Annotated in this window: 14 protein-coding genes; 5 read left to right on the top strand and 9 right to left on the bottom strand. The window is 70.8% G+C overall.

All coding sequences use genetic code 11. The annotated features are described in order from the left end of the window. Positions 1 to 108: 108 nt before the first annotated feature. Both ACZ5WE_RS00855 and ACZ5WE_RS00860 read right to left on the bottom strand, forming a co-directional pair. Positions 109 to 975, bottom strand: a complete 867-nt coding sequence (locus ACZ5WE_RS00855; RefSeq protein ID WP_467690113.1) for a hypothetical protein — start codon at positions 973 to 975, stop codon at positions 109 to 111. A gap of 5 nt (positions 976 to 980) precedes the next feature. Continuing rightward, a complete protein-coding gene (locus tag ACZ5WE_RS00860; protein WP_467690111.1) occupies positions 981 to 1,586 on the bottom strand; it encodes a papain-like cysteine protease family protein in 606 nt (201 codons plus the stop codon). Positions 1,587 to 1,813: 227 nt separating this feature from the next. Between ACZ5WE_RS00860 and ACZ5WE_RS00865 the strand changes: the two genes are divergently transcribed. Continuing rightward, positions 1,814 to 2,761, top strand: a complete 948-nt coding sequence (locus tag ACZ5WE_RS00865; RefSeq protein WP_467690110.1) for a hypothetical protein — start codon at positions 1,814 to 1,816, stop codon at positions 2,759 to 2,761. A gap of 16 nt (positions 2,762 to 2,777) precedes the next feature. Here ACZ5WE_RS00865 and ACZ5WE_RS00870 read toward each other — a convergent pair whose 3' ends face one another. Beyond that, positions 2,778 to 3,200, bottom strand: a complete 423-nt coding sequence (locus ACZ5WE_RS00870) for a Rieske (2Fe-2S) protein (protein ID WP_467690108.1) — start codon at positions 3,198 to 3,200, stop codon at positions 2,778 to 2,780. Positions 3,201 to 3,476: 276 nt separating this feature from the next. On the opposite strand from ACZ5WE_RS00870, the gene ACZ5WE_RS00875 reads away from it, so the two are divergent. Further along, positions 3,477 to 4,415, top strand: a complete 939-nt coding sequence (locus tag ACZ5WE_RS00875; protein ID WP_467690106.1) for a carbohydrate kinase family protein — start codon at positions 3,477 to 3,479, stop codon at positions 4,413 to 4,415. Between the two features lie 80 nt (positions 4,416 to 4,495). On the opposite strand, the gene ACZ5WE_RS00880 is transcribed toward ACZ5WE_RS00875, so the two are convergent. Continuing rightward, positions 4,496 to 5,278, bottom strand: coding sequence for a crotonase/enoyl-CoA hydratase family protein (locus tag ACZ5WE_RS00880; protein WP_467690104.1), 783 nt, complete (start codon positions 5,276 to 5,278; stop codon positions 4,496 to 4,498). A gap of 120 nt (positions 5,279 to 5,398) precedes the next feature. Then, positions 5,399 to 8,458 (bottom strand): excinuclease ABC subunit UvrA, encoded by a 3,060-nt coding sequence (gene uvrA, locus ACZ5WE_RS00885; protein ID WP_467690102.1) that lies wholly within the window; start codon positions 8,456 to 8,458, stop codon positions 5,399 to 5,401. Between the two features lie 223 nt (positions 8,459 to 8,681). On the opposite strand from uvrA, the gene ACZ5WE_RS00890 reads away from it, so the two are divergent. Together ACZ5WE_RS00890 and ACZ5WE_RS00895 are read left to right on the top strand one after the other, a co-directional pair. Next, on the top strand, positions 8,682 to 9,365 hold the full coding sequence (locus ACZ5WE_RS00890; RefSeq protein WP_467690101.1) for a maleylpyruvate isomerase family mycothiol-dependent enzyme: 684 nt from the start codon (positions 8,682 to 8,684) through the stop codon (positions 9,363 to 9,365). A gap of 10 nt (positions 9,366 to 9,375) precedes the next feature. Next, positions 9,376 to 10,032: an MBL fold metallo-hydrolase gene (locus ACZ5WE_RS00895; protein ID WP_467690099.1), complete on the top strand. Its 657-nt coding sequence runs from the start codon at positions 9,376 to 9,378 to the stop codon at positions 10,030 to 10,032. A 30-nt stretch (positions 10,033 to 10,062) separates the two neighbouring features. Here ACZ5WE_RS00895 and aroQ read toward each other — a convergent pair whose 3' ends face one another. Beyond that, positions 10,063 to 10,524 (bottom strand): type II 3-dehydroquinate dehydratase, encoded by a 462-nt coding sequence (gene aroQ, locus ACZ5WE_RS00900; RefSeq protein WP_467690097.1) that lies wholly within the window; start codon positions 10,522 to 10,524, stop codon positions 10,063 to 10,065. A 79-nt stretch (positions 10,525 to 10,603) separates the two neighbouring features. On the opposite strand from aroQ, the gene ACZ5WE_RS00905 reads away from it, so the two are divergent. Next, positions 10,604 to 11,914, top strand: a complete 1,311-nt coding sequence (locus ACZ5WE_RS00905; protein ID WP_467690095.1) for an MFS transporter — start codon at positions 10,604 to 10,606, stop codon at positions 11,912 to 11,914. 22 nt (positions 11,915 to 11,936) lie between these two features. Here the strand turns inward: ACZ5WE_RS00905 and ACZ5WE_RS00910 are convergent, their stop codons facing one another. The 3 genes from ACZ5WE_RS00910 to ACZ5WE_RS00920 form a co-directional block, all read right to left on the bottom strand. Further along, positions 11,937 to 13,034, bottom strand: coding sequence for a calcium:cation antiporter (locus ACZ5WE_RS00910; protein ID WP_467690094.1), 1,098 nt, complete (start codon positions 13,032 to 13,034; stop codon positions 11,937 to 11,939). Between the two features lie 150 nt (positions 13,035 to 13,184). Next, positions 13,185 to 14,180: a TerC family protein gene (locus tag ACZ5WE_RS00915; RefSeq protein WP_467690092.1), complete on the bottom strand. Its 996-nt coding sequence runs from the start codon at positions 14,178 to 14,180 to the stop codon at positions 13,185 to 13,187. A gap of 297 nt (positions 14,181 to 14,477) precedes the next feature. Then, positions 14,478 to 16,430, bottom strand: a complete 1,953-nt coding sequence (locus ACZ5WE_RS00920; protein WP_467690090.1) for a TerD family protein — start codon at positions 16,428 to 16,430, stop codon at positions 14,478 to 14,480. Positions 16,431 to 16,501 lie beyond the last annotated feature (71 nt).

The following is a 16,501-nucleotide window of genomic DNA, read 5'->3' on the forward strand; positions in this document are numbered from 1 at the left end:
CCCTGCCCGGCGGCCCGTCGCCTCGGGCTCCGGCTCCTCAGCCCTTGAGCCCACCCGCCCTGTAGGGCGGGTGGGTGGGGAAGCTTCCGGCCGGAGGCCGGGGGCGGGTCAGCTGTGCTGCTGGGGGCGGCGTCGCAGGACGGCCACTCCGGTGAGGCCGAGGGCGAGCAGCGCCCCCGCTCCTGCCACGGAGGAGGCGACCGTGACGGGTCCCTCGGCCGAAGCCGACGCCGGAGCCGCTGGGGGCTCCGCAGCCCGCTCCTTCGGGGCGAAGCCCCCCGCCTCGCCGGACTTCGCGTACGCGGAGCCCGGCAGCTTGTCCGCGTAGGCGGCGTGCACGCGCTTCTGGTAGGCGGCGACCGAGGCCCCGCCCGCGCCCACGGCACGCACCGCGTCCGCGTCGAGCGGCAGCACCCGCCCCCGCCCCTGCACGTACCAGGCATTGATCTGCGGCTCGTGGAAAACCGTGCCCCCGGGGAGCTTGTCGGCGCCCACGCGCGCGTAGTGCGTCTCATCGTCCCCGGTGGCGATGTTCACGACCTGCCAGGAGCCGCCCTGCTTCACGGTCCACAGGGACGCCTCCTGCCCGTCCGACGAGACCGCCTTGCTGGCGAGGAATTCCACGCGGGCGACCGGCACGCCCTTCTCTCCGGCGACGAACTCCGGGGAGAGGTACCGCACGGGCACGGCGTCGGTGCCCTGCACGCGCGGGTCCGCCGCGGCCTTGCTGACCGCCCCTTCCCGCGCGAAGAAGCGGGAGAGCGTGTCGAGGGTCCCGGGTGCGCTCGCGGCGTCGTGAGCCGCCTCACGGGAAGCGGGGGATGCGTCCGATGGCCCGGAGTCCGCGGTGGCGTGCGGCGCCGCGACGCCGAGCAGCAGGACGGCGGCCGAGCCGGCGAGCACCGCCCTCAGCGGCTGACGGGAAAGCCGACAGGAAAGCCGAAGGGAGCGCTGACGAGGAAGGTGACGGTTCATCGCGCTCACGCCCCGATCCGGTACAGCGAGTGGGTCCAGGAGAAGGTGTTGTTGTTGACGTACCAGCTGTGCGAGGCCCAGTTGTAGCGGCTGCTGGAGGGCCACGGATCGCCCCAGTAGACCCAGCTGCTCGCGTCGTCGTACCCGTAGAGCACATGCATGTGGCCGCCGCCGTTGGACCACTGGATGCGGGTCTCGACCGGGCGGCCCGCGTTGATCTCGGCCTGCACGGTCGGATAGCGCAGCCAGCCGTTGACGTACGAACCGGCGTTGACGCCCGCCCAGTCCAGACCGTTCTGCACGTCGCCGAGCGTGGCCTGCGAGTTGGGGCACTCGGTGTTCTGGTTGCGCCCGAAGGCGGCGTTGCAGAACTGGTTCTGGCTGTACTGCTTGCCGTAGAAGGTGGCGATCGTGTTCCCGGCCGCGGCCCAGCACCAGTTGGTCTTCTGCTGGGCCTGCATCGTGATGTTCAGGCGCTTGGAGGCGAGAACGGACGGGTCATCGGGGGCGGCCGTGGCCGTGGCCGCCGGTGCGGCGACCAGGGCCGCCGCCACGAGGGCGAGCGCGGACAACCGTCTGCGTCCGCCGTACCTGCTGGTTCTATGGCGCATCGCGTTCCTCCCGAGGGGGGTGGGGGTGGTGGAGGAGCGCGTCCGGACGCTGCGATTGAGCATCGAGTGTTGTCGGGTGCAGGTCAACAAGGTTCAATGCGGGATTACTTGGGCCGTGAACGGCGGCGTACGTATGTGAACACCCCTCGTACGCCCACCTGGTGGCCCGCTCCGACCGGCGCGTACGCCCGGACGGCCGATGTGAATGTTCACAGAAGGGTCTTGCGATGCGGCACGGCACACAGCTCGCGGACGGTGCGACGGCGGACCTGGAGGCCGCCCTGCGCACCGGCCCCTTCCACGTGGCACTGCGGGCCGCGATCGCCGCACGCCGCCTTCCCCTGCAACGCGTACGGCATCATCTCGCGCGCCAGGGCGTCAACGTCGGGGTGACCAGCCTGAGTTACTGGCAGCAGGGCGCGCGGCGCCCCCAGCGCACCGAGTCGCTCCGCGCCGTGCGCGCCCTCGAGGAGATCCTCGGACTCCCCGAGGAATCACTGATCCGGCTGCTCGCCAAGCCCTCCCAGCACCCCGACTGCGAACGCCCCGCCGCGCGCTCCTACCGCTCCCTCCTCGACGCGTCCGACGTCCTCCAGGAGCTGATCGCCGAGCTCGGGTCGCCGCTCGACGGCGGGCTGCACACCATCGGCCACCATGAGCGGGTGCGGATCGGCGGGCGGCGCGAGCTGCTCGGCCGCGACTCGCAGCATGTGGTGCGCGCCCACCGGGACGCCGTGGACCGCTACCTCGCGATCTATCACGGCGACCCCGGCTGCGTACCGGAACGGGTCGGCGTGCACGCCCTGGAGAACTGCCGCACGGGACGCGTGCGGTGGCACCACGAGACGGGGGTGCTCGTCGCCGAGCTGCTCTTCGACGCGCGCCTGCGCGCGGGCGACACACATCTGTTCCGCTACGGCTTCGAGGACGGCACGGCGGGGGCGGCCACCGAGTACTTCCGTGGCTTCAGCTTCGCGGGCGGGCAGTACGCGCTCCAGGTGCGGTTCGACGAGGGGGCGCTGCCCGTACGCTGCCACCGCTTCACCCAGCATTCGGCCGCCGCGCCGCGCGGTGGGCGCCAGGAGCTGACGCTGAGCGGCAGCCATCGGTCGGTGCACCTCGTGGAGCCGCAGGTGCGAGCGGGAATCCTGGGGATCGCGTGGGACTGGGAGTGAACGCGCGCGCCCGCCCTCAGCCCGCGACGATCTTGCCGTCCGCCACCTTCACCGGCAGCTCCTCCAGCGGCCTGACGGCGGGGGCGTGCAGCACCTTGCCGTTCGTGGCGTCGAACTGACTGCCGTGGCAGGGGCAGATGAGCTTGTGGCCCTCGAGCTTGTTGATGGGGCACTTCTCGTGCGTGCAGATCGTGCTGAACGCCTTGTACTCGTCGTCCGAGATGCGGCTGACGACGACGTTCTCGCCGGTGTAGAGCTTCGACGCGCCGACCTTCACCTCGTCGGACTTCCCGAGGTCCACAGGCGCGGTCGGCGCCGACCGGTTGGAGCCGCCGCCGTCACCGCCGGACGAGCAAGCCGTGATCCCCAGGCCGGCTGCGGGGACGAGGGCGGCGGCGCGCAGCACGGTGCGGCGGGCGGGGGGCGGCGTGCCGGGCATGGAATCTCCACAGGTCGGTCGCTTCGGTGACGGATCAGACCATACCGGTGGGGTGCCGCTTGCCCGCGTTGGGCGCGGCCGTGCCCGAGTGCCGCCCGTGTCGGGCCGGGGCCGCCGTGAAGCCCTAGCCTGTGGCCAAAGCCGGGGAACACGACCGCAGTGACTCGACCGCGGTCACGCGCCAGCAGTCACGCGCCAGCTGCGACGTGCCAGCAGTGACGTGACAGCAGTGACGTGACAGCAGAGCCACGATCGCAGAGCCGAGAGGAACCACCCGTGATAGTCGTCGCAGGAGAGGCCCTGATCGACCTCGTCCCGCAGGGCCCCGCCGACGCCGGGCTGCCCGCGCTCGCCCCGCGGCTCGGCGGCGGTCCGTACAACACCGCGGTGGCCCTCGGCCGCCTCGGCTCCCCCGTGGCCTTCTGCTCGCGGATCTCGGCGGACGCGTTCGGCGACGCGCTGGTCGACGGACTGCGGGCCGCGGGCGTCGACGTGTCGTACGTCCAGCGGGGCGCCGAGCCGACGACGCTCGCCGTCACCTCGATCGGCGCGGACGGCTCCGCCGATTACTCCTTCTACGTCGAGGGCACGGCGGACCGGCTCTTCACGGCCCCGGAGCAGCTGCCCGACGACGTACGCGCGATGTCGTTCGGCACGTGCTCGCTCGTCCTCGAACCGGGTGCGAGCGCGTACGAGGAGCTGATGCGCCGGGCGGCGGCACAGGGCGTCTGCACGGCGCTGGATCCCAACATCCGGGCGGGTCTGATTCCGGACGCCGACGCCTACCGGTCCCGGTTCAAGAGCTGGCTGCCGACGGTCTCGCTGCTCAAGCTCTCGGAGGACGACGCGAGTTGGCTCGGCGGCACGCCGCGCGAGTGGCTCGCGTTCGGCCCCGGAGCAGTGGTGATCACGCGTGGTGGCAAGGGCCTCACCGTCTTCACGCGGGACGGCGGGGAGTGGTCGGTGCCGGGCGAGCAGGTCGACGTGGTGGACACTATCGGCGCGGGCGACACGGTCAACGCGGCCCTGCTGCACGCGCTTTCCGCACGGGACGCGCTTTCCGTGGAGCCCCTGTCCTCCCTCGGCGCGGACAGCTGGGGCGAGATCCTGCGCTTCGCGGCACGCGCGGCAGCCATCACCGTGTCCCGCCCGGGCGCGGAGCCTCCGTATGCGAAGGAGCTGGGGGTGAGCGGCGGCGAACGCGGCACCTGCTGAGAACCCGGCAGGAGTCAGCCGGGGGCTCAGGAGTGAGCCGGGGCTCAGGAGTCAGCCGGGGCTCAGGAGTCAGCCGGGGCTCAGGAGTCAGCCGGGGGCTCAGGTTCCGTGAACTCACCGTGCCGCCCCTCCCCCGCGGCGAACCTGGCCGCGCCGTCCGCCGCGTCGGCGAGGGACCGCAGGCCGTGGCGCAGTTCGCCCGCCATCGCCTCCTCCTCGGTCAGGCCGCCCTGTTCCCGGACGGACAGCCGGTCGTTCCGGAGGCAGGTCTGGGGGAACGCGGCGATCTCCGCGGCGAGGCGTTCGGCCGCGGCGCGGGAGGTGCCCGGCGGTACGGTCCGGTTGACCAGGCCCATCGCGAGCGCCTCCGCCGCGGGGACGGGGCGGCCGGTGAGCACCAGGTCCATGGCCCGGCTCTCGCCGATGAGCCGGGGCAGTCGCACCGTCCCGCCGTCGATGAGTGGTACGCCCCAGCGGCGGCAGAAGACGCCGAGTACGGCGTCCTCATCGGCGACCCGCAGATCGCACCAGAGCGCGAGCTCCAGGCCTCCGGCGACCGCGTGTCCGGAGATCGCCGCGATGACGGGCTTGGAAAGGCGCATGCGGGTCGGGCCCATGGGTCCGTCGCCCTTCTCGGTCACCTCGTTCCCGGACGGTGTCCCGATGGCCTTGAGGTCGGCGCCGGCACAGAAGGTGCCGCCCTCGCCCCACAGCACCGCGACGTACGCGTCGGGGTCCGCTTCGAAGGCACGGAACGCGTCGGCGAGGGCGTGGGCGGTGGGCCCGTCGACGGCGTTCCGCACGTCGGGCCTGGACAGCACGATGGTGGTGACGGGGCCTTGGCGTTCAAGACGTACGGTCATGCGGCCAAGGCGAACATGAGAACAGACCGCCGGACAAGAGGCGCCCCTCAAGGAGCGCGGGGAGCTGCGCGACCGGCCACGACGCACCCACAGGCGCACGCGTCCGGTCGCGCATTCCCATCAGGCCTTGCGAGCCTTGGTCGCCTTCTTCGGAGCCGCCTTCTTCGGGGCGGCCTTCTTCGCAGCAGCCTTCGTCGGGGCGGCCTTCTTGGCGACAGCCTTCTTGGCAGGGGCCGTCTTGGCCGCAGCGGTCTTCGCCGTGGCCTTGGCGGAGGCCGGCTTCTTCACCGCCGAGGCAACAGCCCGCTTACGCCCCTGCGAGGCCCCATCACTGAACCGGTCCGCCGCGAGGATGTCCCGCAGGAACTTGCCCGTGTGGCTCGTCGTGACTCCCGCGACCTCCTCGGGCGTGCCCTCGGCGACGACGAGACCGCCGCCGTTGCCGCCCTCGGGGCCCATGTCGACGACCCAGTCCGCGGTCTTGATGACGTCGAGGTTGTGCTCGATGACGATGACCGTGTTGCCCTTGTCCACCAGGCCGGACAGCACCGAGATCAGCTTGCTGATGTCCTCGAAGTGCAGACCGGTGGTCGGCTCGTCCAGTACGTAGACGGTCCGTCCGGTCGAGCGCTTCTGGAGCTCGGAGGCCAGCTTCACACGCTGGGCCTCACCGCCGGAGAGCGTCGGCGCGGACTGGCCGAGCCGGACGTACCCCAGACCCACGTCGTTGAGTGTGCGCAGGTGGCGGGAGATGGCCGGCACCGCCTCGAAGAAGTCGAGCGCTTCCTCGATCGGCATGTCCAGGACCTCGGCGATGGACTTGCCCTTGTAGTGGACGTCCAGCGTCTCGCGGTTGTAGCGCGCCCCGTGACAGACCTCGCAGGGGACGTACACATCCGGCAGGAAGTTCATCTCGATCTTGATCGTGCCGTCACCGGAGCAGTTCTCGCAGCGGCCGCCCTTGACGTTGAAGGAGAAGCGGCCGGGGAGATAGCCCCGGACCTTCGCCTCCATCGTCTCCGCGAACAGCCTGCGGACGTGGTCGAAGACTCCGGTGTACGTCGCCGGGTTCGACCGCGGCGTGCGGCCGATGGGCGACTGGTCGACGTGCACGACCTTGTCGACGAGGTCGTCGCCCTCCACGCGCGTGTGCCGTCCGGGGACGGAGCGGGCGCCGTTCAGCTCGCGCGCCAGGTGCGTGTAGAGGATGTCGTTCACCAGCGTCGACTTGCCGGAGCCCGAGACGCCCGTGACGGCGGTGAGGACGCCGAGCGGGAAGGAGACGTCGATGTCCTGGAGGTTGTTCTCCCGGGCGCCGTGCACCGTCAGCTGACGGGAGGGGTCCGCGGGGCGGCGAATGTCCGGCACGGGGATGGACTTCTTGCCCGACAGATACTGCCCGGTCACGGATTCGGCGTTGGACAGGAGCTCCTTCATGGAGCCGCTGTGCACGACCTTGCCGCCGTGCTCGCCCGCGCCGGGGCCGATGTCCACGACCCAGTCGGCGACCTTGATGGTGTCCTCGTCGTGCTCGACGACGATGAGCGTGTTGCCCATGTCGCGCAGGCGCACGAGGGTCTCGATGAGCCGGTGATTGTCGCGCTGGTGCAGGCCGATGGAGGGCTCGTCCAGTACGTACAGGACGCCGACGAGGCCGGAGCCGATCTGCGTGGCCAGGCGGATGCGCTGGGCCTCGCCTCCGGAGAGGGTGCCCGCCGCGCGGTTCAGGGAGAGATAGTCCAGGCCGACGTCGACCAGGAACCGCAGCCGTTCGTTGACCTCCTTCAGGACGCGCTCGGCGATCTTCTTGTCGCGGGCGCCCAGCCTCAGCTCGGCGAGGAAGTCCGCGCAGTCGCTGATGGACATCGCCGAGACCTCGGCGATGGACTTCCCCATGACCGAGACGGCCAGGACGATCGGCTTGAGACGCGTGCCCTCACAGGTGGGGCAGGGCACCTCGCGCATGTAGCCCTCGAAGCGCTCGCGGCTGGCGTCGCTCTCGGCCTCGCTGTGGCGGCGCTTGACGAAGGGGACGGCGCCTTCGAAGGCGGTGGTGTAGACCCGCTCGCGGCCGTACCGATTGCGGTAGCGCACCTCGATCTGCGTCTTGTGGCCGTTCAGGAGTGCCTTCTTGGCGCGCTGCGGGAGACCCGCCCAGGGCATGTCGGTGGAGAAGCCGAGCGCGTCCGCGAGCGCGCCGACGAGCCGCCCGAAGTACTCCTTGGTGTGGCCGTGCGACCAGGGGTGGATGGCACCCTCGTCGAGCGACTTGTCCTCGTCCGGGACGATCAGCTCGGGGTCGACCTCCATGCGCGTGCCGATGCCGGTGCAGTCCGGGCAGGCGCCGAAGGGCGAGTTGAAGGAGAAGGAGCGGGGCTCGAGCTCTTCGAAGGACAGGTCGTCGTACGGGCAGTACAGGTGCTCCGAGTACATCCGCTCGCGCTCGGGGTCGTCCTCGGGGAGGTCGACGAAGTCGAGTACGACCATGCCTCCGGCGAGGCCGAGCGCGGTCTCCACGGAGTCGGTCAGGCGGCGCTTGGCGGAGTCCTTCACCGTGAGGCGGTCGATGACCACCTCGATGGTGTGCTTCTCCTGCTTCTTCAGCGTGGGCGGCTCGGAGAGCTGGATCGTCTCGCCGTCGACCCGCGCGCGGCTGTACCCCTTGGTCTGGAGGTCGGCGAAGAGGTCGACGAACTCGCCCTTGCGCTCGCGCACCAGCGGCGAGAGGACCTGGAAGCGGCTGCCTTCCGGCAGCTCCAGGACCTTGTCGACGATGGCCTGCGGCGACTGCCGGGAGATGGGGCGACCGCACTCGGGACAGTGCGGCTTGCCGATGCGCGCGAAGAGCAGACGGAGGTAGTCGTAGACCTCGGTGATGGTGCCGACCGTGGAGCGCGGGTTGCGCGAGGTCGACTTCTGGTCGATGGAGACCGCGGGCGAGAGGCCCTCGATGAAGTCGACGTCCGGCTTGTCCATCTGACCGAGGAACTGCCGGGCGTACGAGGACAGCGACTCCACGTACCGCCGCTGGCCCTCGGCGAAGATCGTGTCGAACGCGAGCGAGGACTTGCCCGACCCAGAGAGCCCGGTGAAGACGATGAGGGAGTCACGCGGGAGGTCGAGCGAGACGTTCTTGAGATTGTGCTCGCGCGCGCCACGGACGATGAGACGGTCGGCCACGCCGGTCCGCACCTTTCTTGAGAGAAGTGACAGGGGCGGGACCCCCGTCATTCACAGACTAGGGCGAGCCACTGACAACGCCGGGGCGGTCGCCCTGGTTGATAACAAACCCGGACCACCAAGAATGCCCGATGCCGCACCCGACCATATAGCACGTGCATTCGATTAGCGGTGCCGCTCCAACACCTTCACCCGAACGTGTGGCGCGGCTATCGTCAGGCGCATGATTGATCATGTGCGCGACCTGGCCTCTGTACGTGACGCGACCGACCGACTGCTCACCGCAGCCACGAAACTGAACAACGATTCGACCGCCGAGCCGTCACTCCTGCCGGGCTGGACCCGCGGTCATGTCCTGGCTCACATCGCCCGGAACGCGGACGCACTCGTGAATGTGCTGGCCGGTCGGCCGATGTACGTGAGCGGCGACGCGCGGGACAACGACATCGAGCGGGACGCGCCCCGGCCACTGGCCGAGCAGCTCGTCGACGTACGCGAGTCCGCGGAGCGCTTCGAGGCCGCGGGCACGATCCCCTCCGACTGGTCCCGCACCGTCGAGCTGCGCAACGGGGTAACCGACTCCGCGTCCCGGGTGCCGTTCCGGCGGTGGGTCGAGGTCGAGCTGCACCACGTCGACCTCGGTGTCGGGTACGAGCTCGAAGAGCTGCCGGAGGAATTCGTGCAGCGGGAGATCGCGTTCCTGGCGGCCCGTTTCTCGGGTAACCCGGATGTGCCGCCGACGCGGGTCACGGACGGCACGCACGCGTGGAGCACCGGCCGGGACGGCGAGCCCGAGGTCACCGCTTCCGGCCCCGCGTCCGACGTGGTCGGCTGGCTCTCCGGTCGTCGTGACGGCTCCGCGCTGACGGCCGAAGGCGGTCTCCTGCCCTCTCTGCCCCCGCTATAGGCTGAGTCACATGACGTACAGCGGAGCAGTGAAGGTCGGCGGCGGTGCGGATGTGCACGAGCTGCAGGACCTGATGATCTCGAAGGTCGCGGTCGGCCCGATGAACAACAACGCCTATCTGCTGCGCTGCCGGGCCACGGACGAGCAGCTTCTGATCGACGCGGCGAACGACTCCTCGACGCTGCTCACGCTGATCGGTGGCGACGGCATCGCGTCCGTCGTCACCACTCACCAGCACGGCGACCACTGGCAGGCCCTCGCCGCGGTCGTCGAGGCGACCGGCGCCCGTACCTACGCGGGCCGCGAGGACGTCGACGGCATCCCCGTACCCACGGACATCCCGCTCATCGACGGCGACACCGTGAACGTCGGGCACGTCTCCCTCACCGCGCGCCACCTGGTCGGCCACACGCCGGGCTCGATCGCCCTGGTGTACGACGACCCGCACGGCCACCCGCACGTCTTCACCGGCGACTGCCTCTTCCCCGGCGGCATCGGCAACACACACAAGGACCCGAAGGCCTTCGCGAGCCTGCTGCACGACGTCGAGACGAAGATCTTCGGCACGCTCCCCGACGAGACCTGGGTCTATCCCGGCCACGGGAGCGACACGACGCTCGGCGCCGAGCGCCCGCACCTGCCGGAATGGCGTCAGCGGGGCTGGTGAGCCGCCTACGCCGGCATACGCGGGCGGGGCTCAGGCCGCGCCGACCAGCGCGGCCACCCGCTCCACCGCGAACGCGTACCCCTGCACCCCGCACCCCGCGATGACGCCGTCGGCGCGCTGGGAGACGTACGAGTGGTGCCGGAACGCCTCGCGCTGATGGATGTTGGAGATATGGACCTCCAACACCGGCATTCCGTCACAGGTGTTGAGCGCGTCCAGAATCGCGACTGACGTGTGCGAGTAGGCCGCCGGGTTGATCACGATGCCCACGTGGTGCTCGCGCGCCTCGTGGATCCAGTCCACCAACTGACCCTCGTGGTTGCTCTGCCGGAGGTCCACGGTTCCGCCGTGCGCTGCCGCCGCCTTGGCGCACAGCGCCTCGACGTCGTCGAGGGTGTCGGAGCCGTAGATCTCGGGCTGGCGCTGACCGAGCAGGTTCAGGTTGGGGCCGTTCAGGATCATGATCGGGGCGTTGGCAAGGGTGCGCGTCATGCCGTCAGCGTACTGAGGGATCTCTCCGCGCCTCCGCACGCCCCCGTAACCGGCCGTCACAGTGGGTAGTTGACGCGGCATGCGCAAGATCCACTCCCCCGCCGGGGCCCCTGCCGAACCCCCTTCCCTGCCCCGGCTCGCGGCCGCCTCGCTCGCCGGGACCGCCATCGAGTTCTACGACTTCTTCATCTACGGGACGGCCGCGGCCCTCGTGCTCGGGCCGCTGTTCTTCCCCACTTTCTCGCCGCTCGCGGGAACTCTCGCCGCGTTCGCGACATTCGGAGTGGGCTTCGTGGCGCGGCCCCTCGGGTCCGTCCTCTTCGGGCACATCGGTGACCGGCGCGGGCGGCGGCCCGTCCTCGTCGGCTCGCTGCTCCTGACGGGCCTCGCCACGGTCGCCGTCGGCTGCGTGCCCACGTACGAGTCGATCGGGACCGCCGCTCCGGTGCTGCTCCTCGTGCTGCGGTTCCTCCAGGGGCTCGGGCTCGGCGGCGAGTGGGGCGGGGCGGTGCTTCTGACCGCCGAGCACGCACCGGCCGAACGGCGCGGCCTGTGGTCCAGCTTTCCGCAGATGGGGCCACCGCTCGGGTTCCTGCTTGCCAACGGGATCATGCTGGTGCTCTCGGCGACCCTCACCGAGGCGCAGTTCGCCTCCTGGGGATGGCGTGTGCCGTTCTGGGCGGCGGGCGTGCTCGCGGCGGCCGGGCTCGCGTTGCGCGCGTCCCTCGCGGAGAGCCCGAGCTTCCTGGAACTGCGGGAGCACGCGCGCGTGCCGCTCGCCGAGGTGGTGCGCGATCACTGGCGGCTCGTCCTGCTCACGGCGGGCGCGCTCGCCGTCGGGTACGCCGTGTTCTACGCCGTGACGACGTGGTCCCTCGCCTACGCGGTGGAGCGGCTCGACGTGAGCCGTACGGTCATGCTCGCCTGCATCATGGCGGCGGTCGTGGTGAAGGGCGCGCTGACCCCCGTGGCCGCGATGCTCGGTGACCGGTACGGGCGGCGGCCCCTGTGCCTGCTGGGGTGTGCGCTCTCCGCGCTCTGGATGTTCCCGATGATCGCGCTGCTCGCGACCGGCGAGCCACTGCTGATGTTCCTCGGCTTCCTGGTGGCGATGATCGCGTTCATCACGATGTTCGCGGTGATCGCCGCGTACCTGCCCGAGCTGTACGAGCCGCGGGTGCGCTGTACGGGCGCCGCGGTGGGCTACAACCTGGGCGGGGTTCTCGGCGGCGCGCTCACCCCGATCGTGGCGACGGCGGTGGCGCACGGCGAGGGCACACCGTGGGGCGTCGCGGCCTATCTGACGGCCGTGGCTCTGCTGAGCCTCGGTTGCTTCGCGCTGCTGCCCGAGACGCGCCCCGTTGCGGAACCCGCTCCCGCCACGGCGTGAACGTACGCCGTCCGCGCGCTCGTCACGGAGTGACAGCGAGCTCCAAGTACGCCGCGAACAGCACCAGGTGGACACCGCCCTGCAGAAGGGTGGCACGCCCCGGCACCACCGTCAGCGTGCCGACGATCAAGGTGAGCGCGAGCAGCACCATGTGGGTCGGGCCGAGTCCGAGCACCAGCGGCCCGGAGAGCCAGACGGAGGCGACCGCGACGGCCGGGATGGTCAGGCCGATGCTGGCCATCGCGGACCCGAGGGCGAGGTTGAGGCTGGTCTGCACCCGGTCGCGGCGGGTGGCACGCACGGCCGCGATGGTCTCCGGGAGCAGCACGAGGAGCGCGATGATCACACCGACCACGGCGTGCGGCATCCCGGCGCTCTCCACGCCGGACTCGATGGTCGGCGACACCCCCTTGGCGAGGCCGACCACGCCGATCAGGGCGAGGGCGAGCAGGGCAAGGCTGATCATGGCGGTGCGCGTGGAGGGACCTGCCGCGTCCTCGGAGTCGATCACCTCGCCCTTGCGGGTGATCGGCAGGAAGTACTCGCGGTGGCGCACGGTCTGCGTGGTCACGAACAGGCCGTACAGGACGAGCGAGGCGAGGGCGGCGAAGGTGAGCTGCGCCGTGGAGAACTCCGGGCCCTGCTTGGTCGTGGTGAAGGTCGGCAGGACCAGGCTGAGGGTGGCGAGCGTGGCGACGGTCGCGAGGGCGGCGCCGGTCCCCTCGGACTGGAAGATGACGACGCGGTGGCGGAGGGCGCCCACCAGCAGACACAGGCCGATGATGCCGTTGCAGGTGATCATCACGGCGGCGAACACGGTGTCGCGGGCCAGCGTGGAGCTCTTGTCTCCGCCATCGGCCATGAGTGTGACGATCAGCGCGACCTCGATGATCGTCACGGCGACCGCGAGGACGAGCGAGCCGAAGGGCTCACCGACGCGGTGCGCGATCACCTCGGCGTGGTGCACGGCGGCGAGCACGGCACCGGCGAGCACGAGGGTCACCACGGCCACGCCCACGCCCGGCAGATCGCGTCCCCAGGTGAAGGCGAGCAGGACGACGGCGAGGACGGGCACGGCCGCGGTCCACTGGGTGACGAGTGCCCGGAGCCGAGTGATCATGCCTTCGATGCTGCCTCGGCCTCACCGGGTACGCGACTGGGGTTGCCCGGTGACCGTACCGACGCACGGCGACGGGGAGTGGCCCGCGGCGATCCGCCGCGGGCCACTCCCCGTGCTGGTGACTCCCGAGTCCGACTGCGCCCGACGCCGTCAGGCCTCGATGCTGTCCTTCGGAGTCCCGGTCTCGTCGGCCGCGGTCTTCGCGGCCTCCTCCTGCGCCTGCTTCTTGGAGGCGATGAGGCTGGTGATCGTCGTGATCACCAGGACACCGCAGATGACGCCGAGCGAGACCGGGATGGAGATCTCGGGGACGTGCACCCCGTTCTCGTGCAGGGCGTGCAGGACCAGCTTCACGCCGATGAAGCCCAGGATGACCGACAGGCCGTAGCTGAGGTGGACCAGCTTCTTGAGCAGTCCGCCGATGAGGAAGTACAGCTGGCGCAGACCCATCAGCGCGAAGGCGTTCGCCGTGAAGACGATGTACGGGTCCTGGGTGAGGCCGAAGATCGCGGGGATCGAGTCCATCGCGAAGAGCAGGTCGGTGGTGCCGATGGCGAGCATGACGACCATGAGCGGCGTCATGATCTTCTTGCCGTTCTTCTGGATGAACAGCTTGGTGCCGTGGTACCGGTCGGCGACGCCGAACTTCTTCTCGGCGGCCTTCAGGAGGCGGTTCTCCTCCCAGTCCTCTTCTTCGTCGCCGGCACGTGCCTCCTGGATGAGCTTCCAGGCGGTGTAGATCAGGAACGCGCCGAAGATGTAGAAGACCCAGGAGAAGTTGGCGATGACCGCGGCACCGGCCGCGATGAAGATCGCTCGCAGTACGAGCGCGATCAGCACACCGAACAGGAGCACCCGCTGCTGGAGATGGCTGGGCACCGAGAACTTCGCCATGATCAGGATGAAGACGAAGAGGTTGTCGACGCTGAGCGACTTCTCGGTGATGAAGCCCGCGAAGAACTCACCGCCCGCCTGGCCGCCGCCCCAGATCAGCAGGCCCACTCCGAAGAGCGCGGCCAGCACGATCCAGACGATCGTCCAGATTCCGGCTTCCTTGATCGATACGTCGTGCGGCTTGCGGCCGATGAAGAAGTCGACCGCGATCAGGGCACCCAGACCAAGAATGGTGAGTACCCAAAGGGTCATTGAAACGTCCACTGCGCCTCCGGCGTCGTACGGCTACTGATCAGCGTCGTCGCTGCCGGAGGTCTCTTCCACCCGGGGCGGCTCACCGCCCCGCGGGCCGACGCCCCGGGACCGATGGCGGTCCGTATTGACGGGCACGTCGCGTTCGGGAGTACTCCCCTCCGCTGCAAGAAGAGTACGCGAAACACCAAGGGTTGGTAAAGGAGAATCCAAGACAGAGCTAAAAGACCAGGTCAGCGCGGGCCGAAAGTCGCTTTACCGTCAGGGGAACGAGTGACGTGCCGGGCACGCCGGGGATCAGCGACTGCCGGTGCGCCGGGCGTGCGCGACCTGGTTCAGGACCTGCTCGAGCACCCGGCTGCCGGGCGGCGCCATCGGCGGCTCGTACGTCCACGCATGTCCGACCCAGGGGTCGGCGAGGTGGTCGTCGGCCACCGGGGTCAGGCGCAGGAGCGCGCGCCAGAGCGGGTCGAGCAGCGGGCCGTACTCGGCGGCGTCCTCGCGGTCGGCGATCATCATCAGGTGCACGCCGACCGCGGGGCCCTCGTCCGCGAGGTAGCGGAGCTGGGTGACGGCTCGGTCGTCGAAGCCATGCGGGAAGTCGTTGACGATCAGCAGCTGCTCGGCGGTGTCCAGGTCCGGCGGCAGTGCGTCGGCGGCGCCCGCACGGATCGCCATCTGCACCAGGTCCACGCGCTGGGTCAGCTTGGCGAGCACGGCGGATACTCCTGCCGCGCCGGCGGCGGGGGGCTCTGCGAGCACTCCGGCCGCCGTCAGCGGGGTGAGCGCGCCGGCCGCGGAGCCCGCCGCGTCGATGACGTGCACCGTGAACTCGCCCGCGGGGTAGACCGCGAGCAGCCGCGCGGCGTGTGCGACCGCGCTGTCCATGGCGAGGCGACGCAACTGATCCGTGTCGGCCAGGGAATCCGTGCCGGAAGAGCGGCCGCTGTCGATCCACAGGCCGCGCTCCAGGGGCAGCCTGACCAGCATCGGGATGTGCAGGTCGGGGCGCTCGGGCAGATGGAGGTCGCCGAGGCGCAGCGCCATGGGGATCTCCATCGGGGTGCGGTAGGCGTGCCACACCGGACTGTCCCAGCCCGCGTACGCCATGGGCAGGGCGGGTTCGACGACCTCGGACTCGGCGGCGAGCTGGCCGAGGTCCCGGTCGAGGGCGGCCCTCGCCCGGTCGACGAGGAGGCCGTGCTTGGCGCGGGCGGCCTCGCGCGCGACGTCACCGGTGATGCCGATGCGGCTGCGCGGGTCGGAGAGGACCTTGTCGAGCTCCTGGTCCATGCGCGACTCGGCGAAGTCGACGGCGCTTCGGTACGCGGCCGTGGTGCGGGCCAGGTCCTCGAACATGCCCCACACCTGGTTGTAGAGGCGCTCCTCCATGGACCAGCCGGTGGCGTCGCCGGCCACGGGCTGGGCGGTCCTGCCCGGTTCGGCCGGGGCGGCGGCCGGCGGGGGCGGCGGCGGTGCGCTGGTCTGGCGGCCGGGGTGGGTGTAGTTGACGGGGCCGCCCGTGCCGGGGCTCGCGTCGCCCGGCCGGCGCGGCGCCGGGGCGGGCTGGGGGGCCGGCTGGGAGGCGGCGGCGCTGTCCGGGCCCGGTGCTCCCGGGCCGGGGGCGGCCGTCTGCCCCGTCATCCGCACGCGGGCCTCGTCCGAGGGGCGGGGCGGGGGCGCGGCCACCGAGCGGGCCAGGCCCTGGGCCACCGCTTCGTTGATCGAGCCCGCCAGTTCGTGGGCCTGCGGCAGGCCCTGGTCGGTGAGCATGTCGGCGAGGCCGCCCGCGTACCCCTGGCCGACCGCGCGTACCTTCCAGGCGTCCTGCCTGCGGTAGAGCTCCAGGGCGACGACGGCGGACTCGGCGTCCAGGTCGGTGATGGTGTAGCTGGCGACCTCGGAGCCGTCCAGTGCGGTGACGGCGATGAAGGGGGCGGCGAGGGAGCCGAAGCTGGCCGGTCCCCCGGCGCCGACCGGCAGCGCGAGAAGGACGTTGACCCGGTGGACCGCTTCCGGCACCGCGCCCAGGTCCACCGCGAGGCGGTGGTCCGCGGCCGCCTGCCGGGGTACTTCGAGCCCCGGCAGTGTGGGCGACCCGGGATGGGCCACCCAGTCGGTGCCGCGCACCTTGCCCTGGTCGTCGCTGAGCGTGACCCCCGCCACGATCGGCTTGCCGACCGAGACCCGGATCTCCAGACGGGTCTCGGGAAGCGGGTGGTTCTGCCCCCGGACCAGCTCGGCCGTCATCGCCTTCGTCCCCCTCGTGCCCTCTGTACTTGTGGGTGCCGCGCGTCACTGATGAGTGGAGTGCCGCGCGT

The organism is Streptomyces sp. NPDC033180, from assembly GCF_055577645.1.